Source organism: Mesorhizobium sp. 1B3, assembly GCF_050958605.1.
Taxonomy (GTDB): domain Bacteria; phylum Pseudomonadota; class Alphaproteobacteria; order Rhizobiales; family Rhizobiaceae.
This window is the reverse complement of record NZ_JBJHDO010000006.1, coordinates 210,859-227,298: the sequence shown is the minus strand read 5'-3', so window position 1 is coordinate 227,298 and position 16,440 is coordinate 210,859. Positions and strand designations below refer to the sequence as shown.

The 16,440-nt window shown below is 63.0% G+C and carries 15 protein-coding genes and 1 pseudogene; 8 read left to right on the top strand and 8 right to left on the bottom strand.

Annotation, left to right across the window (positions count from 1 at the left end; all coding sequences use genetic code 11):
• Positions 1-72: 72 nt before the first annotated feature.
• A complete protein-coding gene (locus ACCO56_RS18380; RefSeq protein WP_433642261.1) occupies positions 73-3,216 on the top strand; it encodes a multidrug efflux RND transporter permease subunit in 3,144 nt (1,047 codons plus the stop codon).
• A gap of 196 nt (positions 3,217-3,412) precedes the next feature.
• On the opposite strand, the gene ACCO56_RS18375 is transcribed toward ACCO56_RS18380, so the two are convergent.
• From ACCO56_RS18375 to ACCO56_RS18365, 3 genes are all read right to left on the bottom strand, one after another.
• Positions 3,413-4,300, bottom strand: coding sequence for a carbohydrate ABC transporter permease (locus tag ACCO56_RS18375; protein WP_433642260.1), 888 nt, complete (start codon positions 4,298-4,300; stop codon positions 3,413-3,415).
• 28 nt (positions 4,301-4,328) lie between these two features.
• On the bottom strand, positions 4,329-5,216 hold the full coding sequence (locus ACCO56_RS18370; RefSeq protein ID WP_433642403.1) for a carbohydrate ABC transporter permease: 888 nt from the start codon (positions 5,214-5,216) through the stop codon (positions 4,329-4,331).
• Between the two features lie 130 nt (positions 5,217-5,346).
• On the bottom strand, positions 5,347-6,660 hold the full coding sequence (locus tag ACCO56_RS18365; protein ID WP_433642259.1) for an ABC transporter substrate-binding protein: 1,314 nt from the start codon (positions 6,658-6,660) through the stop codon (positions 5,347-5,349).
• 436 nt (positions 6,661-7,096) lie between these two features.
• Here ACCO56_RS18365 and ACCO56_RS18360 point away from each other — a divergent pair.
• Positions 7,097-7,285, top strand: a pseudogene (locus tag ACCO56_RS18360) (DNA-binding protein); the annotation flags it as partial.
• Positions 7,286-7,361: 76 nt separating this feature from the next.
• Here ACCO56_RS18360 and ACCO56_RS18355 read toward each other — a convergent pair.
• Genes ACCO56_RS18355 through ACCO56_RS18340 form a run of 4 tightly spaced genes read right to left on the bottom strand, consistent with a single transcriptional unit; the run spans position 7,362 to position 9,582 of the window.
• Positions 7,362-7,775 (bottom strand): DUF6691 family protein, encoded by a 414-nt coding sequence (locus ACCO56_RS18355; protein WP_433642258.1) that lies wholly within the window; start codon positions 7,773-7,775, stop codon positions 7,362-7,364.
• Between the two features lie 3 nt (positions 7,776-7,778).
• Positions 7,779-8,207 (bottom strand): YeeE/YedE family protein, encoded by a 429-nt coding sequence (locus ACCO56_RS18350; protein WP_433642257.1) that lies wholly within the window; start codon positions 8,205-8,207, stop codon positions 7,779-7,781.
• 25 nt (positions 8,208-8,232) lie between these two features.
• Entirely contained in the window at positions 8,233-8,577 is a 345-nt protein-coding gene (locus ACCO56_RS18345) for an ArsR/SmtB family transcription factor (protein ID WP_433642256.1), read from the bottom strand.
• Between the two features lie 3 nt (positions 8,578-8,580).
• Entirely contained in the window at positions 8,581-9,582 is a 1,002-nt protein-coding gene (locus ACCO56_RS18340) for an MBL fold metallo-hydrolase (RefSeq protein ID WP_433642255.1), read from the bottom strand.
• A gap of 149 nt (positions 9,583-9,731) precedes the next feature.
• Between ACCO56_RS18340 and ACCO56_RS18335 the strand changes: the two genes are divergently transcribed.
• From ACCO56_RS18335 to ACCO56_RS18320, 4 genes are all read left to right on the top strand, one after another.
• On the top strand, positions 9,732-11,201 hold the full coding sequence (locus ACCO56_RS18335) for a hypothetical protein (protein ID WP_433642254.1): 1,470 nt from the start codon (positions 9,732-9,734) through the stop codon (positions 11,199-11,201).
• 101 nt (positions 11,202-11,302) lie between these two features.
• Positions 11,303-11,887, top strand: a complete 585-nt coding sequence (locus ACCO56_RS18330) for a hypothetical protein (RefSeq protein WP_433642253.1) — start codon at positions 11,303-11,305, stop codon at positions 11,885-11,887.
• The gene (locus ACCO56_RS18325) at positions 11,884-12,474 is read left to right on the top strand and encodes a hypothetical protein (protein ID WP_433642252.1); all 591 of its coding nucleotides are present in this window, start codon (positions 11,884-11,886) and stop codon (positions 12,472-12,474) included. The genes ACCO56_RS18330 and ACCO56_RS18325 overlap by 4 nt, the downstream gene beginning before the upstream one ends.
• Positions 12,471-13,025 (top strand): hypothetical protein, encoded by a 555-nt coding sequence (locus ACCO56_RS18320; protein WP_433642251.1) that lies wholly within the window; start codon positions 12,471-12,473, stop codon positions 13,023-13,025. The genes ACCO56_RS18325 and ACCO56_RS18320 overlap by 4 nt, the downstream gene beginning before the upstream one ends.
• Here ACCO56_RS18320 and ACCO56_RS18315 read toward each other — a convergent pair.
• Entirely contained in the window at positions 13,007-14,242 is a 1,236-nt protein-coding gene (locus ACCO56_RS18315) for a hypothetical protein (protein WP_433642250.1), read from the bottom strand. The two genes, ACCO56_RS18320 and ACCO56_RS18315, sit on opposite strands and share 19 nt — an antisense overlap.
• A 165-nt stretch (positions 14,243-14,407) precedes the next feature.
• Between ACCO56_RS18315 and ACCO56_RS18310 the strand changes: the two genes are divergently transcribed.
• Both ACCO56_RS18310 and ACCO56_RS18305 read left to right on the top strand, forming a co-directional pair.
• Complete coding sequence (locus tag ACCO56_RS18310; RefSeq protein ID WP_433642249.1) at positions 14,408-15,445, top strand: LacI family DNA-binding transcriptional regulator; 1,038 nt, start codon at positions 14,408-14,410, stop codon at positions 15,443-15,445.
• A 35-nt stretch (positions 15,446-15,480) separates the two neighbouring features.
• The gene (locus tag ACCO56_RS18305; protein ID WP_433642248.1) at positions 15,481-16,440 is read left to right on the top strand and encodes a substrate-binding domain-containing protein; all 960 of its coding nucleotides are present in this window, start codon (positions 15,481-15,483) and stop codon (positions 16,438-16,440) included.

Here is a 16,440-nt window from a genome sequence, read left to right as displayed (position 1 = left end):
CCAGCCTTCAAGCCGATGCATTCGTAACCTCGCCGCGGGCATTCGGCGGGGTCGTCGAAAAGGACCTTGTTCATGCCGCATTTTTTCATCGACCGTCCGGTCTTTGCCTGGGTGGTCGCGATCTTCATCATTCTGGCGGGTGTGATCGCCATACCCATGCTGCCGGTCGCGCAATATCCGAACGTCGCGCCGCCCCAGGTTTCGATCAGCACCAACTATACCGGTGCTTCGCCGGAAGAGATCTATCAGAGCGTGACGCGCCCGATCGAGGACGAACTCAACGGCGCGCCCGGTCTCATCTATTTCGAATCGACGTCGGATGCTTCCGGCCGCGTCTCCATCACCGTCACCTTCGCTCCTGGCACCAATGTCGGCGATGCGGCCGTCGAGGTTCAGAACAGGGTTCGCCGCGTCGAGCCGCGCTTGCCGCAATCGGTGACGCAGCAGGGCATCCGCATCGAGCAGTCCAGCTCCGGCTTCCTCCTGATGATAGCCGTACGCTCGCCGGACGGCTCGGTCGACGCGGTGGGCCTCGGCGACTATCTCAACCGTAACGTCCTTAGTGAAATCCGGCGTATCGACGGTGTCGGCACCGCGCAGCTCTTCGCTTCGCCTCGTTCCATGCGGATCTGGATGGACCCGGACAAGATGCTGGGGCTGAAGCTGACCGCAAGCGACGTGCTCGCCGCGATCCGCGCGCAGAATGCCCAGGTTGCGGCCGGCCGCATCGGCGCGGAGCCCAGCCCGGCAGAGAACCAGATCAGCGCCACCGTTCTGGTGCGGGGGCAACTACGTTCGCCCGAAGAATTCGGTTCGATCGTGCTGCGGGCCAATCCTGACGGTTCGCTGGTGCGGCTGCGCGACGTCGCGCGGGTCGAGATCGGCGGCGAGAGCTATAATTTCGCAAGCCGGCTCGATGGCCAGCCGAGCGCGGCGATCGGCGTGCAGCTTACGCCCACGGCCAACGCCATGGCGACGTCGACGGCGGTCCGGGCCAAGATGACCGAGCTTGCCCAGTTCTTCCCGCCAGGGATCGAATACCAGATCCCCTACGATACCTCGCCCTTCGTCAAGGTTTCCATCGAGAAGGTGTTTCACACGCTGATCGAGGCGATGGTGCTCGTCTTCGCCGTGATGTTCCTGTTCCTGCAGAATTTCCGCTACACGGTCATCCCGACGCTGGTCGTGCCCGTCGCCTTGTTCGGCACCTGCGCCGTGATGCTCGCCTCGGGCTTCTCCATCAACGTGCTCACCATGTTCGCCATGGTGCTGGCGATCGGCATTCTCGTCGACGACGCCATCGTGGTGGTGGAGAATGTCGAGCGCATCATGGCCGAGGAGGGGCTTGGCCCGCGCGAAGCGACCCGCAAGGCGATGAGCCAGATCACCGGAGCGATCATCGGCATCACGCTGGTGCTGACGGCGGTTTTCGTGCCGATGGCCTTCTTTCCGGGCGCGGTCGGCGTGATCTACAGGCAATTCAGCTTGACCATGGTCGTGTCGATCCTGTTCTCGGGCTTTCTCGCGCTGACGCTGACGCCGGCGCTCTGCGCAACCTTCCTGAAGCCCATCAAGCACGGGCATCACGTAAGGAAAGGGTTCTTCGGCTGGTTCAACCGTGGCTTCAACAGCGCGACGCGCGGTTACAGCGGCCTGGTCGGCGGCGTGGCGCGCCGCGCCGGTCGGTTCATGATCGTCTATCTCGCATTGCTCGCCGGGCTCGGCTGGGCCTATTTGCAGCTTCCCTCCTCCTTCCTGCCGAACGAGGATCAGGGATTCATCCTCGTCGACATCCAGGCGCCCGCCGAGGCCAGCGCCAACCGAACATCTGCCGTTATCGAGAAGATGGAGGCCATCCTCGCCGAGGAACCTGCCGTGCAGAACGTCGTCGCGCTCAGGGGCTTCAGCTTCTCCGGATCTGGCCAGAATGCGGGCTTGTCCTTCGTAACGCTCAAGGACTGGTCGGAGCGCGGGCCGGAGGATTCCGCGCAAGCACTTGCGGCACGCCTCAACGGCAAGTTCAGCCAGATCAAGGATGCGCAGATGTTCGCCCTGTCGCCGCCCCCGATCTCCGGTCTCGGCACGGCGAGCGGCTTCGAGTTCCGACTGCAGGACAGGTCCGGTCGCGGGCAGGCCGAGCTGACAGCGGCCAAGGATCAGCTCTTCGAAGAGGCCGCCAAGTCGCCTATCCTCGTCGGCATGCGCGTGGCTGGTCTTCCCGACGCGGCGCAGGTCAATCTCGTCATCGATCGCGAGAAGGCAAATACCTTTGGCGTCGCCTTTGCCGATATCAATGCGACGATCACCGCCAATCTCGGCTCGGTCTATGCGAACGATTTCCCGAATGCCGGGCGCATGCAGCGCGTGACCATCCAGGCCGACACTGGTTCGCGCATGCGGACTGAGGAGCTACTCGAGCTGCGGGTCCGCAATGCCAGCGGCGGCATGGTTCCGATGTCGGCTTTCGCCAGCATCGAGTGGATCAAGGGCCCCACCCAGGTGACGGGCTACAACGGCTATCCCTCCCTGCGTATCAGCGGCCAGGCGGCCCCCGGCTTCTCGACGGGCGACGCCATTCTCGAGATGGAGCGCATCGCCAGGACCTTGCCGGCGGGCTTCGGCTTCGAATGGACAGGGCAGTCGCTGCAGGAGATCCAGTCCGGATCGCAGGCGCCGCTGCTCTTCGCGCTCAGCATCCTGTTCGTGTTCCTGCTGCTCGCAGCACTCTACGAGAGTTGGTCGATTCCGCTTTCGGTCATGCTGGTCGTGCCGCTCGGCGTCATCGGGGCGGTTCTTGCGGTGATGATCCGCGAGATGCCGGACGACGTCTACTTCAAGGTCGGCCTTATCGCCATCGTCGGGCTGTCCGCCAAGAACGCGATCCTCATCATCGAGTTCGCGAAGGACCTCCGGGCGCAAGGCATGTCGTTGTTCGACGCCACCGTTCAGGCGGCGCGGATGCGCTTCCGCCCGATCATCATGACTTCCCTCGCCTTCACCTTGGGCGTGGTGCCACTGGCGGTCGCAACCGGGGCCAGCGCGGCCAGCCAGAACGCCATCGGCACGGGTGTGCTCGGCGGAATGATCTCCGCGACCGTGCTCGCCGTGCTCTTCGTGCCCGTCTTCTTCGTCTTCGTGATGGACCCGTTTGGACGCCGCAGGAGCGAGGAAACGAAGGGTGATTCCGGCGAAGCACGTCCGCTTCCCGCGGAATAGGCGGGGGTGGGGCTCGGGCGGGCGCGGTTTCGTTTCTCCGCTCGGGCCCCGATCTATTTCTATCGCTGATCTGGATGTCGACACATCCAGATCACCTCAAGCGCGGGGCGGCCTTATCCAGCCGCTTGGCTTTTGCGCCGACGGGTGCGGCGCGCGGTCGCGGCTCCAAATGCCGATGGTTTCGGCCGCTTGACAATCACTCCTTCACCGCGCCGGTGAGGGACGAGACGTAGTACTCGACGAAGAACGAGTAGAGGATCACCACCGGCAGCGAGCCGATCAGCGCTCCTGCCATCAATGCTCCCCATTCATAGACATCCGAACGGACGAGTTCTGTCAGCACGCCGACAGGCACCGTCTTGTTCTCCGACGATTGGATAAAGGTCAGCGCGTAGATGAACTCGTTCCAGGACAGCGTGAAGGCGAAGATGCCGGCCGAGATGAGACCCGGCACCGAAAGCGGCAGCACGATCTTGGTCAGGATCTGCCAGCGGGTAGCCCCGTCGATCAGGGCGCATTCCTCGAGCTCGAAGGGGATCGAGCGGAAATAACCCATCAGCAGCCAGGTGCAGAACGGGATAAGGAAGGTCGGATAGGTGAGGATCAGCGCGAAACGCGTGTCGTAAAGCCCGAGATTGAACACCATCACGGCGAGCGGGATGAAGAGGATCGACGGCGGCACCAGATAGGCGAGAAAGATCGCCAGCCCGATCGACCGCGAGCCGTTGAAGCGGAGGCGCTCGATCGCATAGGCAGCCAGCACCGAGGCTATGAGCGACAGGAAGGTGGCGGCCACCGAGATGATGATCGTATTGAGAAGCCAGCCCGGATAGGAGGTTTCGAACAGGAGATAGCGTATGTGCTGGAGCGTCGGCCGGACGACCCAGAGGGGGCTGTAATTGTTGTAGTCCGTCATCTCCTCGTTCGGCTTCAGCGCCGTGATCGTCATCCAGTAGAAGGGGAAGAGAAGCACGATGACGAAGATGGCGAGCGGGATGTAGATGGTGACGACACGTCGCGGCAGGCTTTGGAGATAATTCATCCCGCCTTCGTCGCCGCGCTTGGAGGTGGTCGTCACTGCCATGGGAAACCCTTCCCGTCCGATGCACTCATCAATCTCGTCCTCCCTGCTGCCAGCGCCGGCGCTGCAGGCCGAAATAACTGAACAGGATGGCCGCCAGCAGGAACGGGATCATCGCCACGGCGATCGCCGCGCCTTCGCCGAGCTGGCCGCCGGAGATGCCGCGCTGGAAGGAGAGCGTCGCCATCAGATGGGTGGCATTCACCGGCCCGCCGCGCGTCAGCACGTAGATGAGCTGGAAGTCGGTGAAGGTGAACAGCACCGAGAAGGTCATGACGATGGCGATGATCGGCGTAAGGAGAGGCAGCGTGACATGGCGAAAGAGCTGCCAGCGATTCGCTCCATCCAGCGTCGCAGCTTCGTAGAGCGAGGGCGAAATGGTCTGCAGCCCGGCCAACAGGGTGATCGCGACGAAGGGGATGCCGCGCCAGACATTGGCGGCGATCACGGAGGCGCGCGCATTCGTGGGATCGCCGAGGAAGTTGATGCGTCCCTCGATCAGGCCGAGTTCCCGGAGCGCCCAGGAGATGATCGAGAACTGGGCGTCGTAGATCCACCAGAAGGCTATGGCCGAGAGCACGGTCGGCACGACCCACGGCAGGAGCACGGCGGCGCGGAAGAAGGATTTGAATGGGAGGTTCTGGTTGAGGATCAGGGCAAGCCACAGGCCAAGCCCGAATTTCAGCACCGAGGCGACGATCGTATAGAGCAGGGTATTGAAAACCGAGAGCCAGAACACGCTGTCCTGCCAAAGCAGCTCGTAATTCTCCAGCCCGATATAGATGCCGGGCCGGCCGATCCGTTCGTCGGTGAAGCCGAGCCACACGCCGAGTCCCAGCGGGTAGGTGAGAAAGAGGAGCAGCAGCACGGCTCCCGGCAGCATGAACCAGAAGCCCAGCCAGTTGTGACTGTTGGCCATGCGCGACAGCAACGACGTGCGCGGATGGGCGCTCGTCAATTCAGGGGCGGTGGACACCATCGAACCATCCCGTTTCTCTTGGCCTTAGGGATGTCTCGGCGGCGCGCCGGGCGCGCCGCCGAGGTCGATGTCAAACCCGATAATAACGGTTCGCCCGCTTCTCCGCCTCGGCGATCGCGTCTTCCGGGGAGGCTTGGCCGGTCACCGCTTTCGCGAACATGTCGACCAGCACGTAGTCGGCCATGGTCGCGGCCGAGGCATAGCCGAGCGGGCCGGCATAACCGTTCGGGCGCAGCGTTTCGGATGCCTTCGCATAGGGCGCATTGTTGGGATCGGCGCCCCACACCGGATTGTCGGCATAGGCCTTCAGCGTCTGGCAGCAATAGCCGGCCGAGGAAGTGATCCATTCCGCCATCTGCGGCTGCTCGAACATGAACTGCAAATAGGCCTGCGCGGCGTTCGGGTATTTGGTGTACTTGAAGATGACCGCGCTGGTCACCTGATAGAGCTCTACGGGCTTGCCCACGGGCCCGACAGGCAGGCTGGCGGTGCGGATATCCTTGGCGATTTCGGCGAGCTTCGGATCGTTCTTCGCCGAATAGTAGGCCGAGATGCCGTTGGCGATGACGGAGAGTTCGCCGGCGAGGAAGGCGCGGTTGTTGTTGACGTCGAGCCAGCTCTCCGTGCCCGGAATGAAGGTCTTGTAGAGCTCGATCGCGTAGTTCACCGCAGCCAGCGTTTCGGGGCTGTTGATCGCCACCTTGCCGTTCTCGTCGACCATCTTGCCGCCGTGGCTCCACAGTAGCCAATGGGCGTAGTTGTTGCCGTCGCCCACGCCGTGGCCGTGGGTGAAGCCGGCCGGATGCCCGTTCTTCTGCAGCGCTTTGCAGAGCTCGAGGAAGCTCGCCGTGTCCTTCGGAAATTCGGAGAAGCCGGCTTCCTTCACCCAGCTCTCGCGATAGACGATGGCGTTGCCGATCGTCGCGAGCGGCAGGCCGATCATGCGCCCGTCCTTGCTGGCATAATCCTTCGGCCCGTCATACCAGCCGCCATATTTGCCGGCGAGAAGATCGCCGAGTTCCGTCACGTCGAGCAGCTTGTCGGGATATTGATGCGGGTCGTCGAACCAGACGAGCATGATATCCGGCCCCGAGCCGACATTGGCCGCCACCGCAGCCTTGGGGCGGATGTCCTCCCAGCTCTCCTTGTCGACGCGCACTTCGACGCCGGTCGCTTCGGTGAAACGCTTGGTGTTGGCGAGCCACTGGTCTTCGTCGCCTTTCACGAAGGGCGACCAGCGCAGCAGGCGCAGGGTCGCGCCTTCCTCGGGCTTGTATTTGAGTTCCTGGGCAATTGCCGGGCCGGCGGCGAAGCGGCCGCCGACGGCGCCGGCGGCGGCCAAACCAGCCGCGGTCTGGAGAACGTCACGCCTTGTGAACTTCATGCTCTGCTTCCTCCTTCGATTATCGTCTTATCGTTGAATGCGCTCCCCGCGCGGCTCGGAGCTGGCCGCGTCTATCCTCGAAATCTTGGGGAATGGGCCGACGATCATGCCGCCCCGGCTTGATGCGCCCGGACCCCGGCGCCGACGACCGAAGATGACTGCGCCGTGGCTGCGTGCGGCGCAGTGGCGGTTCGCGCCTCGGCCGCGCCACATGAAATCCAGGCAGTGTCATTCGTCACTGGCGCCAAAACTCCTCCTTTCCGGAGGATGACTCCGGAAGTTCAGGCTGGACATCGTATGGAAACATGGCACGGCCGGCTGGCAATGCCAAGTTGAGCTTTGGGATCGGTGGTTGGGCCAGGCGCGACTGTGGTCCTTGCGCGGTGGTCAAAGGCCTGAGCAAGGACGCAATGATGGCCTTGACGCGTGGCGAAGCGTGACACTTGTCGACGCCAATGTGCTGCTGGACTTGGTGACCGACGACCCGAACCGGGCAGATTGGTCGATTGCGGGACTGGAGGCAGCTGCTCTTCGTGGACCGATACTGATCAACGATACCATCTTTGCGGAGCTCCCGGTCCGCTACGAAAGCCTCGAGGAGCTCGATGCTTTTCTCGATCGGGCAAGGAGTTGAAATCGCGGCCGTGCCCAGTTGCCGCTTCTCACTCGCGATCTAGGGAGGTACTGCGCTGATTATCCCGTCACCGTGAGCCTGGCGCCGCCTTTGCCAGCCACATTCCGACCAGCATCGCAGGTACGAAGGCGAGCGTTCCAGCCTGGGCAAGTCCGAGAGCGGTCAGGGCGGGGCCGGGACAGAAGCCGCCGAGCCCCCAGCCTATGCCGAACAGCGCCGGGCCGACGATGATGCCACTGTCTATTCCGACCTTCGTAGGCAGATGGAACTTGGCTCCCACGATCGGCTTGCCGCGTCTTAGCACCATTCGGTAGCCGATGAACGCCACCAGCACGGCGCCACCCATGACAAAGGCGAGCGAGGGATCCCAGGTGCCGAAGAGATCGAGGAAGTTCTGGACCTTGGCGGGATCTGCCATGCCCGACACGATCAGTCCGATCCCGAACAGGAGCCCAAGCAGCAGGTTGACCAGGAACGACATGCCTCAAGCTCCGATGGCGTGGCGGACAAGGAACACGGTGGCGAAGCCCGTGGACATGAAGACGAGCGTGGCGACCAACGATCGCAGCGAAAGGCGCGAAAGGCCGCAGACGCCGTGACCGCTGGTGCAGCCATTGCCGTAGACGGAGCCGAACCCGACGAGGAGGCCGGCCACGACCATCAGGGGAATGTTGGATGAAACCGTCTGCGTGATCTCACCGCCGGTGACCGTCGCGACCAACAGGGGCGCAGCGATCAAGCCGACGACAAAACCGAGCCGGGAGGTAAACGCACCGTCGCGATAGGGCGGCAGGAGCCGCCCTGCGATGCCGCTGATCCCGGCAATGCGGCCTTCCCAGGCCATGAGCAGCACGGCCGAAAGGCCGATCATGGCGCCCCCGACAAGGGACGCAAGGGGGGTGAACTCGGTCAATTGCGGATTTCCTGAGCGGAGGGTCTTAATGTTTGGCGGCGGCTTGCACGCTTTCGGCAGGCTCACAGAACATGCGGTACATGACGTCGATGAAGCCGGCGATGCGATCGTCGGCCAGGCGATAGAAGACGGACTTCGATTCCTTGCGGCCCTCGATGAAACCGGCTTCACGCAGTTCCGCAAGCTGCTGCGACAGGCCCGGCTGGCGAATATGGAGCGTATCCTCCAGATCGCGCACGGAACGTTCCCCGTCGACAAGAGCGCAGACGATCATCAGCCGCGTCGGGTTCGCCAGCTTCTTCAGGAATTCGGCGGCTTCCACGGCATTGTCGAGCATTTCCGAAACCGCAGCGGTGGGCGGGATCTTCATCGTCTACTCCCAGGCGGCGCCATCCAGCGCGTCGAGCGGGAATTTCAGATAGCGCTTGCCGTTCGCCTCGGGCTCGGGCAGGCGGCCGCCATCGATGTTCACCTGCAGCGCGTGCAGGATCAGTTTCGGCATCGGCAACGTCTTGTCGCGAGCTTCCCGCAGCACAACGTATTCGGCCTCGGTCTGGCACTTCGAGACATGTGAGTTCGTGTCCCTCTGCTCGGCGACTGTGCTTTCCCACCGTGCCTCGCGCCCATTCGGGCGGTAGTCATGGCCCGTGAAGACGCGCGTTGCGTCGGGCAGCGCCAGGATGTCCTGGATAGACTTCCAGAGCCTGCTGGCACTGCCGCCGGGAAAATCCGCCCGCGCCGTTCCGCTGTCGGGCATGAACAACGTGTCGTGCACGAAGGCGGCGTCGCCGATCACGTAAGTGATCGAGGCGAGCGTATGGCCGGGAGAGAACATGACCTTCGCCGGAAGAGATCCCACCAAAAAGCTCTCGCCAGCCGCGAACAGCTTGTCCCACTGCGAGCCGTCGGCCGGGAAGTCGGGCCAGCCGTAAATATCCTTCCACAGTTTCTGGACCTCGACGACCTTCTCACCGATGGCAGTCGGCGCGCCCGTCTTGTCCTTGAGATAGCGGGCGGCGGAGAAATGGTCGGCGTGCGGATGCGTGTCGAGGATCCATTGCACCGTCAGATCATTCGCCTTGACGAAATCGAGGATGGCGTCGGCGCTGCGCGTAGCGGTGCTGCCGGACTTCTCGTCGAAATCGAGGACAGGGTCTATGATGGCGCATTGATTGGTCGCGGGATCGGCCACGACGTACTGGACCGATCCGGAGCGCTTTTCGTAAAAACCCGTCACCAGCGGTACAATGGCAGCGAGCGTTGCATCGCTGGTCCGGCCCGTGCCTTCCCGGCGATCGCCTGCGCCGGGCGCTGCTTCGGGATCGGCCACTGTGGGCTGAGGCGAATTCCAGAACTTGTCCGAGGCCTTCTTCATTCTATCTACCCTCGCTGCATCTGCTTGTCAAAGTTAGCTAACATCGATTGCAAAAAAATGCAATCGAAATTCTGAAATTATTGCCCAGCTTGCCGTCGGTTTCGCAATTGCTTACGAAATCCACGGATCGTCGATAACGGAGGACCTCCATGCGTTGTCTCTTGCCGATCGCCTTCGGGCTTGCGCTTGTCTCGCCGGCGTTCGGCCAGACCGTCGACGCCGAGGGCGCGGCGCGCCTTTCACAGGATCTCTCGCGCTACATCGGGGCCGATGCCATCGCCAACAGAGTGGTGACCATCGCCCCGGAGGGGAATGCGTACCGGATCATGCTGGAGGTCAACATGCTCGCCGGACTGATCCCGCCCGAGGCGAAGGCCAAGGTCGACGTCGCGCCCTTCTCGGTGCTTGCCAAGCCGCTTGCCGACGGAAAATGGGACGTGAGCGGCGACGGGTTTCCCGCGGGCTCTTTCGAAGCTGACGGGCCGGAAGGCCGCCATTTCATGCAATGGTCGATCGCCGACGGGAAGTTCTCCGGCATTTACGATTCCGCGCTTGCGGCATTCCTCTCACTGGAGGGAACGCAGGGCGGCATGACCATGTCGTCCAGGGACCCCGAGCAGCAGATGCAGGCAAGCACCGGGCGCGGCGGTTTCAGCATGACGGGTGCAGCCTCGCCCGGAGGCGGTGTGGATGTCACCTTCAACCAGACGGCTGCGGATTTCATGCAGACCGTGCAGATCACCGGCGATGCCGGCGGGCCGAGCGTCCCCCTGACGGTCACGTCGGACAATCTGCAGATGGACGGCAATGCCCAAGGCTATCGCACGCGGGCATTGCTTGACCTCCTGGCCTTCGGCGTCGCCCATCCGGACAAGGGCAAGCTTGCCGCGAATGAGGCGGAGTTCAAGGACAGGCTTCTCGCCGCCCTGCCGGTCTGGAACAGGCTGGACAGCACCTATCGTTTCGACAATCTCAAGGTGGACACGCCGCTCGGCGCCTTTCTCGCGCAATCCATGACCGGTGGTTTCGGCATGGATGGCCTCGTGCAGAACGCTACGATCACTTACAAGCTCGGCATGGCCGGCATGACGATGCCCTTGAACGTGGTTCCTGCCTGGACCGTACCCTTGCTGCCGACGGATCTCGACCTCAATGTCAGCAGCGTCGGCTTCAATCTCGAAGCCGCCGCGCGCAAGGTGATCGACGGTCTCGATCTCAACCGTGATCCCATGTTGCCGGATGAAGTCGTCAACAGCATCGCGGCGGATTTCAAGACGAATCCTCCGAAAGTCGTCATCTCGCGCAGCACGGCGAGGAATGCCGACACGGAAGTGGCCGTGGAGGGCGAGGTGACTTTCCCCGCGGCCAAGCCGGAGGCGAACGTTACGGTCGAGATTGCTGGCTTCGACAAAATGATCGAGAAACTCCATGCCGCTTCGAAAAGTGAGCCGAAGATCGGGCAGTATCTACCGATGGCGCTGGTCGCCAAGGGGTTCGGCAAGGCCTTGCCTGACGGTCGCACGCAGTGGGTAGTACAGGCGAAAGCCGATGGATCGGTGAGCGTGAACGGCGTGCGGCTGAAAGGACCCGACTCCTCGTCAGAGGACGGGGCTCAGTAGATCTGTTTCGATTTGTGACCTTTTTTGATCGAGCCGAGACAATCAAGGGTTGCCATGGAGCGCGCGAGAGATAAACCGGAGCGGCACCTGGAGGATCGTTCTTGGAGCGCGTCACTTTCGCTTCATTGCGCAAGCGCGCCGTCACCCTCGCCGTCACTGGCCTTGGCGCGATTCTGGCCGGCGTGGCTTCGCTTTCCTATGCTCTCTATGAAGCCGCAAATCCCGAGCAACTGCCGGTAGTCGTCGCCGGGCAGCCGATCGATACGGGTCGGTGGACGGCCGTGCTGCGCGGTGCGACCTTCCACAAGGCCACGGCCGACGGCTCCACGAAAGACAAGCTTGCCGTGGACGTCGAGCTGACCAATCGTTCGGCCATGTCGAGCGGGACATTCTCGGATCTGTTCACCATCGAGCATCCGCCGGCGGGGCTTGAGAAGCCAGTCTTCCACCTGTGGCGAGACAAGGCGATCGCCGTCACTCTGGAGCCCGACATGCCCGAGCGGGTCGTGGCGATCTGGGAGTGGCCGGAAACGGCGCCTCCTCCCGCCGCGATACGCATCGACGTGGCCGGCCAGATCTACAAGCGACGGGACAACCTCTACGGAGCGCCGGGCTGGTTCGACCGCCCGCCCATAGCCTTGGTCGAACTGTCGGTCTCCACAGGCAAGGGAGATGGGGAGCAATGATCCGGACCGGGGCAAGGCTTCTGGGTTTCCTGGCGGCGGTCCTTATCCTTTATGGATTGCAGAGAACGATGCCAGGTTACGCCGAGATCACAGGGCCGATCGCCGTGACCGGCGGAATCGGCGACAAACTCTCGGCGCGTAACTTCGCTCTGACGGTCGACAAGGTCTCGCTGGCTCGTGAAATCACGGTCGAATCCTTCGGGCGCGAGCGGACCTACACCACGTCGGGTCTCTGGGCACTCGTGGAGGCGCGGGCGGAGGCTGGACGCGAAAGCGTGACGGTCATGGCCGCGCAGTGGCTTGCGCCGAATGGCGCGCGCTATCTCATGAGCGGTCGCCTTTCCAACATGCCCGGTGATATTTCGTCCGACCGGCTCGAGCCAGGGCTACCTCCACGCCAGGTGCTTCTCGTGTTCGAATTCCCGGAAGACCAGGCGAACGGGGCGACGCTCCTCGTGGCTCAAAATGCCTACACTCCGCTCGACAGCGAAATCCGGATCGTGATCGAACTCGACGAACCGCTCCTCGTCGCGAACTCCGCCCGGATTGCCAGGGACGGGGCCGACTGGCGGATGTCGATGCAATGACTGCACTTGCGCCAATGACGTCGCGCGAGCGGCGTACACGGTGGTGGTGCATCGGGACGCTCGTCCTCGTTCTTCCCGCTGCCGTGCTGCTCCATTCCTACGAGGGGGCGCTGGAATGGCGGAAAACCCTCGAGCTCGAGCCGGTCATCGCGCCCAGGGGTGGGAAGGCCTCCTATGCCGGAGCCGAATGGCGCCTGTCGGGCGTTTACAAACTTGCCGTCCCCGGCAAGCCTGCCGCCACGGTGCTAGCCGAAATCGAAGCGACGATTACCGATCCTGCTGTTTTTGCAGCCGGTGGCCCGTGCGAAGTCACGCTGACGGATTCCGAGGGCCGACGCTGGAAGCCATTATTCCTGGCCCCCAGGGCGCTTCGAGAGGCTCGGCCGCAGGTCTCCGACATGCCGTCGTGCAATGTGGCTTTTTCGAATGCGCCAAAAGCAGGGGATCGGATCGCGGTGGCCGAGACATTCACGATCCCGGCCGAACTCGACAGCCTGGATATCGTGATCGCGGTCATGGGCGAGCGCCCGGCCTATCTGCGACTGGAGTAGGTGCTGCCCCTCAGAGCGCAGTCCAGGACCGCCGCGAGCAGGCAGATGCGTAGCACATCGAGCAGAATACCCCCGTCGAGATCGCTCGGACTGCCGAGGAACAGCGTGATTGGGGAAGAGAGAAACTGCCACGTGGTGAGGTCGTGGGGCCCGATCAGCCGCGTCGCGCCGACCCAGGCCCATGCGCCGAGCCACGAGATCGCCTGGTAGGCGATCACGAAGGTGAACAAGGTCGCGATGCTGGCGCTCATCGTCAGCCGCACGCATTTCCACACCGGCGCATAGCGCGACCGATAGCCCGCTATGAAATGGCCGATGAAATCACCAGTCCATTTGCGCCAGCGCGACGCGGCCGCGCGGTCTTCCCTGGAGGGCTTTCCTGAAATCTCGTAGCCGTTGATGATCGCCGCCATCACGAGCCAGACCAACGGAAGCAGAGCGAAGAAAAAAAGGCTCTGCGCTTGGCTCCAGAAGTCCCGCTCGACGAGTTCGACCGGTGTGAAATCTCCGGCGGCGGCGGCCATGGAAACCAGCGATCCCCATGACTGCTCATCGCCTCCCAGGAAGCTGCCTGAGCTGAAAAATTCGATCAATTGATCCTTGAAGGTGCTGAGCGCGTAGAGGCCGATGAACACCCAACTTGCATCGCAGGCCACGACGAGGAAGCGCCAATAGGGCACCTTGACGCGATCGTTCAAGCGCTTTGCCATCCATCGGATCAGCCAGATCCCGGCAATCGAGTAGAAAACCCACCGCGAGCGGGCGAGATCGAGAAAGTTGGCGCTCTCGCCGAAAGGCGTGCGTGCAAGGGCGACGCGCGAATATTCGCGCACCGTGTCAGCGAGGAAACCCCAGGCGGCATAGTAGACGAAAAAGGGCAGGATCGCTGCCGCCGTGACGGCCAATAGCCGCCCTTCCGCCGCGCCTTTCTTCTCTGGCTCCGCTTGGGAAGCGTTGCCGCCGCTCAGCTCGGTGATGCCGGGCAGCGCCGGCCGCAGCACCGAAAACATTGTGACGATGACGGCAAGCTTTACGAGCACTATGAGCGACAGGATGACCATTCCGGCAAGGGCATTGCGCAAACCGGCGGTCACCGCGGCCTCCATCAGGAGATCCCTTGCGATGTAGCCGAACGCGGCGAGAAGCAGCAGTTGCGGCCAGTAACGCATTGCGAGGCAAACCGTAAGATTCAGCGGCCGCGAGACGTCCCCGATCATCGTCATCTGCTTGTGATACGATGACATACCGGTGGGCACAACCCTGAATGGTCTGGTTGGGTTCGGACCCTTCGTGTGCAAGCGGTGAACAAAACGGCTTGACTCCGGGGCGATTTCGCCGCGTATTTGTAAAGCGATTTACTAAAGCGATTTACCGGGTGGAGAATGGACCGACGGGAGATACGCGAGAAGGCCACGAGCCTGAAGGATGTCGCCAGCGCGGCCGGCGTTTCCGTCACGACCGTGTCGCGCCTGCTGAATGGTTCGTTGCTTCTGCCCGAGGACACCCGCAAGCGCATCGAGGATGCGATCCGCGATCTCAACTATCGCCCCAATCCGCATGCCCGCCGTCTCAGCCGCGGCCGCTCCGACACGATCGGGCTCGTCGTACCCGACATCGCCAATCCGTTCTTTGCCGCCTTCGTCGCGGCGGTCGAGGAAGAAGCCGACGGCCGGAGCCTGGCGCTCTCGCTTTTCGCCACGTTGAATCGCACGGGCCGCGAGGTTGCCTATCTCGAGCTTCTCGAGCGCAAGCATGTCGACGGACTGATCTTCGTCACCAACCATCCGGATGACGGAGAGCTGGCCGGGCTCATCAACCGGGTCGGCAAGGTGGTCGTGGTCGACGAGGACGTGCCGGCCGCCCATGCGCCGAAGCTCTTCTGCGACAATATCGAGGGAGGCTACCTCGCCGGCCGCCATCTGGGGGAACATGGTCATCACAAGGTGCTTTTCGTCGGTACCCCCGGAGAGATGTTGAGCGGCAGTCGTCGGCTCGAGGGGCTGCGCCGTGGCCTCGCCGGGCATTGGGGCGGGGGTGCGGCCATAACAAGCTATCGCGGCGCCTACACGATCGAGTTCGGCCGCGAAGCGGCGCAGCGCTTCCTCGCCGAGGGCATGCCCGCCACCGCGATCTTCGCCTCGTCCGACGAGATCACTATCGGGATGGTCGAGGTGTTCCGCGCCAGCGGGGTTTCCATCCCCGGCGACGTCTCGATCGTCGGCTTCGACGATGTCGCGCCGTTCCATCTTTTCGCGCCGCCGATTACCGCTATCCGTCAGCCCGTGCGGGCCATCGGAAAGCGTTCGCTGGCGCTGCTGGCCGAAACGAATTGGCAGGACCTGGCGTCGCCGGCGCCCGAGGAACTGATGCCAGTCGAGATCGTCGTGCGGGAATCCGTTGCCCCGCCCGCGAAGCGATAACGTGCAATGGAACAACCTTTCAGAGGACAATCGACATGACCTGGACGACCACACGCAGGATTTTCACCGCTGCCCTCGGCATCACGGCGCTCGGCATCTTTGGCGGGGCAGTCTCGCCCGTTCTCGCGCAGGACCAGAAGACCTATGCGCTGGTGCAGATCAACCAGCAGGCCCTGTTCTTCAATCAGATCAATGAAGGCGCGCAGAAGGCTGCCGATGCGGCCGGCGCCAAGCTGGTGATCTTCAACGCCAACAACGATCCGGCCGCCCAGAACAGCGCGATCGAGACCTACATCCAGCAGAAGGTCGACGGGCTGATCGTCGTTGCCATCGACGTCAACGGGATCATGCCTGCCGTCAAGCAGGCGGCCGACGCCGACATACCGGTCGTCGCTATCGACGCGATACTGCCCGAGGGCCCGCAAAAGGCGCAGGTCGGCGTCGACAACGCCAAGGCCGGCGCTGATATGGGCGCGCATTTCCTCGATTATGTGAAGACGAACATGGACGGCAAGGCGAAGATCGGCATCGTCGGCGCCTTGAACTCCTATATCCAGAATGTCCGCCAGAAGGGCTTCGAGGATGCAATCAAGGGCAAGGAGGGGATCGAGACGGTCGCCGTGGTCGACGGCCAGAACGTCCAGGACACGGCCCTTGCCGCGGCAGAGAACCTGATCACCGGCAATCCGGACATGAACGCGATCTACGCCACCGGCGAGCCGGCGTTGCTGGGCGCCGTCGCTGCCGTGGAAAGCCAGGGCAAGCAGGATCAGATCAAGATCTTCGGCTGGGATCTGACTGCGCAGGCCATTTCCGGCATCGACAAAGGTTATGTTGCGGCCGTCATCCAGCAGGACCCGGCCGGCATGGGAGAGGCGGCCGTCAAGGCGCTCGACACCATCATCGGGGGTGGCAGCGTCGAAGCCAACATCGCCGTGCCGGTCACGATCGTCACCAAGGACAACGTCGAACCATACCGGGCCGTCTTCAAATGA

What these genes read in the sequence shown, in the direction of transcription:
- ACCO56_RS18365 (WP_433642259.1), bottom strand. Translation starts at nt 6,660, where the DNA reads ATGAAGTTCACAAGGCGTGACGTTCTCCAGACCGCGGCTGGTTTGGCC.
- ACCO56_RS18375 (WP_433642260.1), bottom strand. Translation starts at nt 4,300, where the DNA reads ATGGCAGTGACGACCACCTCCAAGCGCGGCGACGAAGGCGGGATGAAT.
- ACCO56_RS18380 (WP_433642261.1), top strand. Translation starts at nt 73, where the DNA reads ATGCCGCATTTTTTCATCGACCGTCCGGTCTTTGCCTGGGTGGTCGCG.
- ACCO56_RS18355 (WP_433642258.1), bottom strand. Translation starts at nt 7,775, where the DNA reads ATGTCGTTCCTGGTCAACCTGCTGCTTGGGCTCCTGTTCGGGATCGGA.
- ACCO56_RS18335 (WP_433642254.1), top strand. Translation starts at nt 9,732, where the DNA reads ATGCGTTGTCTCTTGCCGATCGCCTTCGGGCTTGCGCTTGTCTCGCCG.
- ACCO56_RS18325 (WP_433642252.1), top strand. Translation starts at nt 11,884, where the DNA reads ATGATCCGGACCGGGGCAAGGCTTCTGGGTTTCCTGGCGGCGGTCCTT.
- ACCO56_RS18320 (WP_433642251.1), top strand. Translation starts at nt 12,471, where the DNA reads ATGACTGCACTTGCGCCAATGACGTCGCGCGAGCGGCGTACACGGTGG.
- ACCO56_RS18315 (WP_433642250.1), bottom strand. Translation starts at nt 14,242, where the DNA reads ATGATCGGGGACGTCTCGCGGCCGCTGAATCTTACGGTTTGCCTCGCA.
- ACCO56_RS18310 (WP_433642249.1), top strand. Translation starts at nt 14,408, where the DNA reads ATGGACCGACGGGAGATACGCGAGAAGGCCACGAGCCTGAAGGATGTC.
- ACCO56_RS18345 (WP_433642256.1), bottom strand. Translation starts at nt 8,577, where the DNA reads ATGAAGATCCCGCCCACCGCTGCGGTTTCGGAAATGCTCGACAATGCC.
- ACCO56_RS18370 (WP_433642403.1), bottom strand. Translation starts at nt 5,216, where the DNA reads ATGGCCAACAGTCACAACTGGCTGGGCTTCTGGTTCATGCTGCCGGGA.
- ACCO56_RS18305 (WP_433642248.1), top strand. Translation starts at nt 15,481, where the DNA reads ATGACCTGGACGACCACACGCAGGATTTTCACCGCTGCCCTCGGCATC.
- ACCO56_RS18340 (WP_433642255.1), bottom strand. Translation starts at nt 9,582, where the DNA reads ATGAAGAAGGCCTCGGACAAGTTCTGGAATTCGCCTCAGCCCACAGTG.